General features: G+C 68.6%; 7 protein-coding genes. 3 read left to right on the top strand and 4 right to left on the bottom strand.

What is annotated here, in order from left to right; all coding sequences use genetic code 11:
• The 3 genes from Q4I23_RS27470 to Q4I23_RS27460 all read right to left on the bottom strand — a co-directional run.
• Positions 1 to 963 (bottom strand): TRAP transporter substrate-binding protein (locus Q4I23_RS27470; RefSeq protein ID WP_498528316.1); only part of this gene is annotated, 963 nt, incomplete at its 3' end.
• A gap of 1 nt (position 964) precedes the next feature.
• Complete coding sequence (locus Q4I23_RS27465) at positions 965 to 1,828, bottom strand: putative hydro-lyase (protein WP_498528315.1); 864 nt, start codon at positions 1,826 to 1,828, stop codon at positions 965 to 967.
• A gap of 43 nt (positions 1,829 to 1,871) precedes the next feature.
• Complete coding sequence (locus tag Q4I23_RS27460; protein ID WP_035676106.1) at positions 1,872 to 2,834, bottom strand: LysR family transcriptional regulator; 963 nt, start codon at positions 2,832 to 2,834, stop codon at positions 1,872 to 1,874.
• A gap of 163 nt (positions 2,835 to 2,997) precedes the next feature.
• Between Q4I23_RS27460 and Q4I23_RS27455 the strand changes: the two genes are divergently transcribed.
• Both Q4I23_RS27455 and Q4I23_RS27450 read left to right on the top strand, forming a co-directional pair.
• Positions 2,998 to 4,182, top strand: coding sequence for an efflux RND transporter periplasmic adaptor subunit (locus tag Q4I23_RS27455; RefSeq protein ID WP_454016664.1), 1,185 nt, complete (start codon positions 2,998 to 3,000; stop codon positions 4,180 to 4,182).
• Positions 4,179 to 7,301, top strand: a complete 3,123-nt coding sequence (locus tag Q4I23_RS27450) for an efflux RND transporter permease subunit (protein ID WP_498528314.1) — start codon at positions 4,179 to 4,181, stop codon at positions 7,299 to 7,301. The genes Q4I23_RS27455 and Q4I23_RS27450 overlap by 4 nt, the downstream gene beginning before the upstream one ends.
• Before the next feature lie 10 nt (positions 7,302 to 7,311).
• Here the strand turns inward: Q4I23_RS27450 and Q4I23_RS27445 are convergent, their stop codons facing one another.
• Positions 7,312 to 8,202 carry a LysR family transcriptional regulator gene (locus Q4I23_RS27445; RefSeq protein WP_498528313.1) on the bottom strand — a complete coding sequence of 297 codons (891 nt, stop codon included), beginning with the start codon at positions 8,200 to 8,202 and terminating at the stop codon, positions 7,312 to 7,314.
• 101 nt (positions 8,203 to 8,303) lie between these two features.
• Between Q4I23_RS27445 and Q4I23_RS27440 the strand changes: the two genes are divergently transcribed.
• Positions 8,304 to 8,645, top strand: a 342-nt coding sequence (locus Q4I23_RS27440; protein WP_498528312.1) for a TSUP family transporter, incomplete at its 3' end; no start/stop codon positions are given.

The following is an 8,645-nucleotide window of genomic DNA, read 5'->3' as shown; positions in this document are numbered from 1 at the left end:
GTTATAGTCTCGTGGGCTCGGAGATGTGTATAAGAGACAGGTCATCGTCTTGCCGATGGCGGCGAAGCCGTCCTTGATCGCCGGGGACGGAGTCAGCACCTTCATGCCGTTGCCGGACAGGGTCTGGTTCAGTTCCGCCGTCTTCTTCTCCCACTCGGTCCAGCCGGTGGCCTCGGCCTTGGCGGCCGCCTGCTCGACGGCCTTCCTCGTGGCGTCGTCCAGGCCCTTCCAGACCTCGGTGCTGACGAACACCATGTTGCGCGGCAGCCAGGCCTGCACATCGTAGTAGACGTTCACGAAGTCCCATGCCTTGGTGTCAACGCCGGTGGCGGCGGAGGTCATCATGGCGGTGACGATGCCGGTGCCGAAGGCCTGGGACACTTCGGCGGCCTCGATCTTGGTCGGCACGGCGCCGGCCAGCTCGGCGATGCGGGTGGTCGCCGGGTTGTAGGCGCGGAACTTTTGCCCCTTCAGGTCGGCGACGGAGGCGATCTCCTGCTTCACATAGAGGCCCTGCGGCGGCCACGGGATCGAGTAGAGGAGCTTCAGGCGCTGACGCTCCAGCTTCTTCTCCAGATAGGGCTTCGACGCCTCGTAGAGCTTCTTGGAGGCGGCGAAGTCGGTCGCCAGGAAGGGCACGGAATCGAGACCGTAGAGCGGGTCCTCGTTCGCCCAGGAGCTGATGAGAACCTCGCCGATCTGTGCCTGCCCGGACTGAACGGCGCGCTTGATCTCCGGATGCTTCACCAGCGAGCCGTTGGAATGGACGGTGATCTGGATCTTGCCGTTGGTCGCCGCCTTCACATCCTCGGCGAACTGGCGCACCGTGATGGTGTGCAGGTTCGTGTCGGGATAGGGGGTCGGCATGTCCCAGGTCTCGGCGAAGGCCGCGACCGGGGTGGCGCAGAGGCCGATGCCGAAGGCGGCGGCGGCGAGGCGGGTACGCAGGCTGATCGCGGTCATGTCATGAAGCTCCCTGTTCTTGTCTGAAGAGTTGCGCGACCGAAGGGGACACGCCTTCCAGCTCGGCGTTCAGCCGGTCGGTGACCAGCATGTGGCCGGGGCTGTGGGCGATGGCGAAGGGCAGGCGGGCGGCGGCGAGCGCCACCTGGGGGGTGACCCCGCAGGCCCAGAAGACGGGGACCTCGCCGGGGGAGAGCGGGACGGCGTCGCCGAACTCCGGCTGCGACAAATCGCGGATGCCCAGCGCCGCCGGATCGCCGATGTGGACCGGCGCGCCGTGGACGGCGGCGTAGCGCCCGGTCACCGCGGCGGCGCGTTCGGCCTGCGCGAGCGTCATCGGGCGCATCGACACCACCATGTGCCCGGCGAAGGGCGGGACCGCCACGCAGTCCCGGTCGGTCACGTACATCGGCACGTTGCAGCCGCGCTCGATGTGGCGGACGGGCAGGCCGGCGGCGAGCAGCGCCTCCTCGAAGGAGAAGGAGCAGCCGATGGCGAAGGCGACCAGATCGTCGCGCCAGACGGACAGCAGATCCTCCGGCTCCTCCGCCAGCAGGCCGTGGCGATAGATGCGATAGCGCGGAAAGTCGGTGCGCAGGTCGAGGTCCGTTCCAAGCTCCGTGAAGCGGTGATCGCCCGGCTTCGACACGGCGAGCAGCGGGCAGGGCACCGGGTTGGCGCGGCAGAACCGTTCGAAGGCGGGGGCCACCTCGGCGGGAACGATGGCGAGGTTCGCCTGCACATGGCCCGGCGCCAGTCCGGCGGTCGGCCCGCGATGCTCTCCCCGGCGGATCGCCAGACGCGCCAGCAGGGCGGCGGATGCGGTGCCGGGCGGAAACGGGGTGCTTGGGGTCACGGACTGCATGGCGGGCAAAACCTCGGTGACCGAATTGTTGTGTCCTAAAGGTTCACGCATCCGTCCGATCCGTCAAATTTTCATTTTGGATCGTTTGCGATAAACGGCGTTTATCAGTCGGCGCCCCGTGCCGTTGCGCCCGCACGATTTCCAACGCCATGTCCGCCACGATGGGCACCAGCGGGTTGTCGCTGTCCACCGGGTGGCAGATGGTGAAGTCGAGGTCGGGCAGTGGGTCCTCCGCCGGAATCAGCCGCAGCAGCCCTTCCGCCAGTTCGCGCTCGATCACCGCGGGCGGAATGGCGCTGATGCCGATGCCGTCCAGGGTCATCCGCACGATGCTGGCCAGCGAGCTGTTGCCGTAGAAGCGCAGCGGCGGCAGACCGGGCCGCTTGAACATCTGCTGGATGGCCACCGACGGCTTGGTCTGCCGGGAAAAGGTGATGACCGGGTAGCGCGCCAGATCGGCCAGACCCAGCCGCCCGGCGGGGAGGTCGAGCGAGGGGCTGGCCACCCAGGCCATGGGGTAGCTGCTCAGCGCCTCGTTGCGCATGTCCGGTTCGGCCACCGGCCCCAGCATGAAGGCGATGTCGAGGTCGTGGGCCAGCAGCCCGTTGCGCAGGTGGATGGAGGTGTCGACCTCGATCTCCAGACTGACCAGGGGGAAGCGGTTGTGCAGTCGCTCGATCAGGCGGCTCAGCCACGTGTGCACGATGGTCTCCGCCACGCCGAGCCGGATCAGGCCGCGCAGGGTCGTCGATTCGGCGACCGCGTGGACCAGCTCGGCCTGGAGCGTCAGCATCCGCTCGGCGTGGTCGAGCAGTTCCATGCCCTTCAGCGTCAGCGTGACCCGCCGCGTGCCGCGGTTGAACAGCTGGACGCCCAGCTCCTTTTCCAGTTGGGCGATGCGGGCGGAGATGGCCGGCTGGGTGGTGTTCAGCCGCCCCGCCGCCGCGCGGAAGCCGCCCAAACGGGCGATCCACACGAAGGCTTCCAGGTTCTTCAGGTCCAGCATCGCCGAATCGCCCCGCATCCCATAGCCGTTGTTACAGTCTGTTACCAAATGGCTGTAGGATGGACATTAACCTGCAAAGCCTCTCCTGCGATAATGGGCCGCATTGCCTTATGGCGGGATGGCGCGCTCCGGCTGGACCGGGCAGCCCCACCGGGAGTTCGATGTGACGAAACGCATAGCGCTGTTTGCGCTCCTGCTGGCCGCGCTGATTGGCGGTGGCTACTGGTACACGCACCGGGCGGGCGGGGCCGACGCGCAGACGGCGAAGGCCGCCGCTCCGGCGGGACCGCGCGCCCTTCCGGTGGTCATCCAGACGGTCGAGAAGCGCGCGGTGCCGGAGCGGCTGGGCACCATCGGTTCGGTCCAGCCGGTGGCCGCCATCGCCATCAAGGCGCGTGTCGATTCGGTGGTCGAGACGGTCCATTTCACCGAGGGGCAGGAGGTGAAGGCGGGCGACCTGCTGTTCACCCTCGACTCCCGCGCGCTGGAGGCGCAGCTCCGTCAGGCGCAGGCCAATCTGGAACGCGACCGTGCCAATCTCGACAAGGCGCGCGGCGACGTGAAGCGTTACGAGCAGCTCGTCCGCTCCAACACCGTCGCCCGCCAGCAGTACGACGCCGCGGTCGCCGCCGCCGATGCGCTGGAGGCCACGGTGAAGGCCGGGCAGGCGGCCATCGAGGCGGCCAAGGTCTCGCTCAGCTTCACCCGCATCGCCGCTCCCATGGACGGGCGCACCGGCGCGGTGAACGCCAAGCCCGGCACGATGGTGCGGGCGGCGGACGCCACGCCGCTGGTCACGCTGACCCAGCTCCGCCCGATCACCGTCGCCTTCAACGTGCCGGAACGCCACCTGCCGACCATCCGCGCGGCGATGGAGACAAGCACGCTGGCGGTCACCGCCGGCATCCCCGGCGCCGCCGTCCCGCCCGCCGAGGGCGCCCTGAATTTCGTGGACAGTCAGGTCGACCAGCAGACCGGCACGATCCTGGTAAAGGGCCAGTTCACCAACGCCGACACCCGGCTGTGGCCCGGCCAGTTCGTGGATGTGGTCCTAACCCTGCGCGTCGAGCCGCAGGCCCTTACGCTTCCACAGGAAGCCGTGCAGACCGGCCAGCAGGGCCGTTTCGTCTATGTGGTCAAGCCCGACGACACGGTGGAGATCCGCAACGTCACCGTGGCGCGCAGCCAGGAGGGCATCGCGGTCATCTCCGACGGGGTGCAGGCCGGTGAGCGCGTGGTGATCGACGGCCAGTCCCGCCTGTATCCCGGCGCCAAGGTCGCCGCCGCCAGGAACGGCGGCAAGGAGGGCGCCAACGGCAAGGCTCCGCTCACCGGAGGCGCGTCATGACCCTCTCGGAGCTGTGCATCCGCCGTCCGGTGATGACCATCCTGCTGACGGCGGCGCTGGTTCTGGGGGGCCTAGCCGCCTACCGGCAACTGCCCGTCGCGGCGCTGCCGCGGGTGGATTTCCCGGTCATCAACGTCTCCGCCACGCTGCCCGGCGCCAGCCCGGAAACCATGGCGGCCTCGGTCGCCAGCCCGCTGGAGCGCGAATTCTCGACCATCGCCGGCATCGACACGATCACTTCGACGTCGAGCCTCGGCAACACCTCGATCACCATCCAGTTCGTTCTGGAACGCGACATCGACGCCGCCGCGCAGGACGTGCAGGCGGCCATCGCCCGCACCCAGCGCCGCCTGCCAGCGGAGATGACCACCGCACCCAGCTACCGCAAGGTGAACCCGGCCGACCAGCCGGTGCTGATGCTGGCCCTCTCTTCGCCGACGCTGACGCTGTCGGCGCTGAACGACTTCGCCGAAACCGCGGTCCAGCCCAAGGTCGCCACCCTGCCGGGCGTCGCCCAGGTGCAGATCTACGGCGCCCAGAAATACGCCGTGCGCGTCCAGGTGGACCCCAACGCGCTGGCCGTGCGCGGCATCGGCATCGACGAGCTTCAGAAGGCGCTGGCCGCCGCCAACGCCAACACCCCGGTCGGCACGCTGTCCGGCGCCCGGCAGCAGCTCGTCCTCGCCGCCAACCCGCAGCTTCCCGACGCCGACGCCTTCCGCGGCCTGATCGTCGCCTACCGCAACGGCGCCCCGGTCCGGCTGGGCGACGTGGCGAACGTTCTGGACAGCGTCGAGAACGCCCGCACGGCGAGCTGGCACAACGGCACCCGCGCCATCGTCATGGCCGTGCAGCGCCAGCCCGACGCCAACACGGTGGACGTGGTGGACCGGGTGCGCAACCTGCTGCCCAGCTTCCGCGCGCAGCTTCCGCCCAGCGCAAAGGTCGAGGTGGTGAACGACCGCTCCACCTCGATCCGCGAGGCGGTGGAGGACGTGCAGTTCACGCTGGGCCTGACCATCGCGCTGGTCGTGCTGGTCATCTTCCTGTTCCTGCGCCGCCTGACGGCGACCATGATCCCGGCGCTGACGGTGCCGATCTCGCTGATCGCGACGGCGGGTGGGATGCATCTGATGGGCTTCTCCATCGACAACATCTCGCTGATGGCGCTGACGCTGGCGGTCGGTCTCGTCGTCGACGACGCCATCGTGATGATGGAGAACATTGTCCGTTACGTCGAAGAGGGGATGCAGCCCTTCGAGGCGGCGCTCAAGGGCTCGCGGGAGATCGGCTTCACCATCATCTCCATCACCGTGTCGCTGGTGGCCGTCTTCATCCCGATCCTGCTGATGGGCGGGGTGGTCGGGCGCGTCTTCCACGAGTTCGCGCTGGTGGTGACCATGGCGATCAGCGCCTCGGCCTTCGTCGCGCTGACGCTGACGCCGATGATGTGCGCGCGCATGCTGACCCACGAACCCCACGGGGCCAAGGAGGGCTGGTTCGGGCGCGTCCTGGAGGGCGGGTTCAGCGCGCTGCACCGCGGCTATGCCGTGACCCTGCGGATGGCGTTGAGGCACCGCCCGGTCATGGGACTCGTCATGATCGCGACGGTGGTCGGCTCCGCCCTGTTGTTCCAAGCGATCCCCAAGGGCTTCTTCCCGACCGAGGACATCGGCCAGATCACCGTCTCGACCGAGGCCGCACCCGACATCTCCTTCCCGGCCATGGCCGAGCGGCAGCAGGAGGTAGCGCGGATCATCCAGGCCCATCCGGCGGTTGCCAACATGACCTCGTCCGTCGCCATCGGCGGCAATTCGGTCAACACCGGACGCATGTTCGTCGTCCTGAAGCCGCGCGCCGATCGGCCGCCGGCGGGCGAGGTCATCCAGCAGCTCCGCCGCCAGCTCGCCGGCATCCCCGGCATGGCGGTCTACATGCAGCCGGTGCAGAATCTGCGCATCGGCGGCCGTTCGTCCAAGAACGAGTTCCAGTACACCATCCAGGGCCTGAACACGGAGGAGCTGTACGCCTGGTCGGGACGGCTGGAGCGGGCGATGCACGACATCCCGATCCTGCAGGACGTGACCAGCGACCTCCAGCTCAACAGCCCGCAGGCCTATGTGCATGTGGACCGCGAGAAGGCGGCAACGTTGGGAATCGGGGTCGATCAGGTGCGCTCCACCCTCTACAGCGCCTTTGGCCAGCGGCAGGTCTCGACCATCTACACGCCGACCAACGACTATCAGGTGCTGATCGAGCTGGCGCCGAAGTACCAGCAGGACGACAACGCGCTGTCGCGCATCTATGTGCGGTCGGGCTCCGGCAAGCTGGTGCCGCTGGACGCCTTCGCCAGCGTGCAGCGCACCGCCGGGCCGCTGACGGTCAACCATCAGGGCCAGTTGCCCGCCGTCACCCTGTCCTTCAACGTGGCGCCCGGCCATTCGCTGGGCGAGGCGGTGAACGCCGTCCGGCAGGCGGAGATGGAGATGGCCCTGCCGCCGGGCATCACCACCGGCTTCGCCGGCACCGCCCAGGTCTTCGAGGACGCGCAGAAGAGCCAGGGGCTGCTTCTGCTCGCCGCGGTGCTGGTGATCTACATCGTGCTCGGCGTGCTGTACGAAAGCTTCATCCACCCGCTGACCATCCTGTCCGGCCTGCCGTCCGCGGCCATCGGGGCGCTGGCGACGCTGATGGTGTTCGGGCAGGAGCTGAGCGTCATCGCGATCATCGGCATCCTGATGCTGATCGGAATCGTGAAGAAGAACGCGATCATGATGATCGACTTCGCCATCGACGCACAGCGCAACCAGGGCATGACCGCGCGCGAGGCGATCGAGCAGGCCTGCCTGCTGCGCTTCCGCCCGATCATGATGACGACGATGGCGGCGATCATGGGCACCCTGCCCATCGCCGTCGCCCACGGCGCCGCCGCGGAGCTTCGCCAGCCCCTGGGGCTCGCGGTGGTCGGCGGCCTGTGCGTGTCGCAGATCCTGACGCTCTACATCACGCCGGTGCTGTTCCTCTACATGGAGGACGCCGGAAACGCGGTCTCCCGTCTGTGGAAGCGCCGTCACGGCGCCGCCCCGGAGGCGCCGCACCCGGTCCCGGGCGCGGAATGAGGGGCAATGACTAGGTGCCGCCGCCGGCCAGCCGCGTCACCAACTCGCGGCTATGGCTGGGCAGCGCGTCCAGCCGGCGGACGCAGACGACCAGCGAGCGCACCGCCCATGGATCGGTGAGGCGCACCGCGCGGATCTTCGTGAAGCGGCGGCAGCGCTTCGCCGAGGCTTCCGGGACGATGCCGAGCCCCACCCCCTGCTCGACCATCCGGCAAATCCCGTCGAAGCCGCGCACACGCACGCGCAGCTTCAGCGGGTGTCCGGCGCGGATGGCGTGTTCGTTGATGTGCTGCTGAAGGGCGTTGCGCGCCGCCAGCCCGACAAAATCCTCTTCCAGGATCTCGCGCAAGGTGACGCTGCGGCGGTTCGCCAGCGGGTGGCCATGCGGCGTGACCAGCACCATGCGGTCGGTGCGGAAGGGAAAGACCTCCAGCCCCGACAGGTCGGCGTGGTTGGACACCACCCCGGCGTCGGCCAGCCCCTCCGCCACCGCCCGCGCGATCTCGTGGCTGGGCTTCTCCTCCAGGTCGATGTCGATGTTGGGATGGGCGGCGAGGAAAGGCGCCAGAGCCTCGGGCAGGAATTCGGCCAGGGCGGCGGTGTTGGACAGCAGCCTGACATGGCCCTTCAGCCCTTTCGCGTAATCGCCCAGTTCCCCCCGCATCCGCTCCACCTGCTGGAGGAGGAGGCGGGCGTGATGGACCAGCGCCTCACCCGCCGGGGTCGGGCGGACGCCGCGCCGCCCGCGCTCCAGCAGCGGCACGCCGAGCGTCTCCTCCATTCCTCGGATTCGCGCGCTCGCCGAGGCGAGGGCGAGGTGCGTGCGCTCCGCGCCGTGGGTGATGCTTTCCGCCTCCGCCACGTTCAGGAACAACCGCAGGTCGGTCAGGTCGAAGCGCATGGGCGGGGTCTCCGGCGGGGCCTTAGCCTTCGTCTGATCCGAAGGCTGATTGCGGGAGATCCACATTGCCGGAAACTATGGCCCGGCCTCAAGTGGTGGGCATGACCGACCTTCCCCTCCTCATCGTTGCCGCCATGGCCCTGACCTTCCTGCTGGCCGGGTTCGTCAAGGGCATGATCGGCCTGGGCCTGCCCACCGTCGCCATGGGTCTGCTCGGCCTCGTGATGCCGCCCGCCGAGGCGGCGGTGATCCTGATCGTGCCTTCGCTGGTGACGAATCTTTGGCAACTGGCCTTCGGCCCCGGCCTCGGCGCCACCGTCGAGCGATTCTGGCCGATGATGCTGGGGATCACGCTGGGCACCTGGGCCGGGGCGGGGCTGCTGGCCGGCGCCTCGTCGGGGCCTGTCTCTTATACACATCTGACGCTGCCGACGATTATACGC

This window comes from Azospirillum sp. UFLA03-27, assembly GCF_059803775.1.
The sequence above is the reverse complement of the archived record's forward strand: the minus strand, read 5'-3'. Positions and strand labels throughout refer to the sequence as shown.